The following is a 237-nucleotide window of genomic DNA, read 5'->3' as shown; positions in this document are numbered from 1 at the left end:
TCACCACGGCCTCGCCGGGGGCATCCCCCTTGCCGCCGGCGATACCGCCAGGCAGGCCATCTTCATCCAGCGTGGTCGCAACCGGTAGCGTACTGGCATCCCCGTCGCTGTCCGGGGTGACCGGGCCGGTGTCGGGGCCGATCGGCAGCATGATGGTCGTGTCGGCCTCGTCGCCGTCGCCGTCCGTCACCGTCAGGGTCACGTCGAGGGTCGGCGTCTGCGGCTCGCCTTCGCCGG

1 protein-coding gene is annotated in these 237 nt (G+C 72.2%); it reads right to left on the bottom strand.

Features of this window, described 5'->3' with window-relative positions:
- The coding region (locus ACUN9Y_RS22410) for a hypothetical protein (protein ID WP_445462943.1) at window positions 1-237 on the bottom strand (237 nt) is incomplete at both ends.

It is taken from the genome of Halomonas sp. V046 (assembly GCF_052645355.1).
Note: the sequence above shows the minus strand (reverse complement) of the source record. Positions and strands in the feature narration are given on the sequence as shown.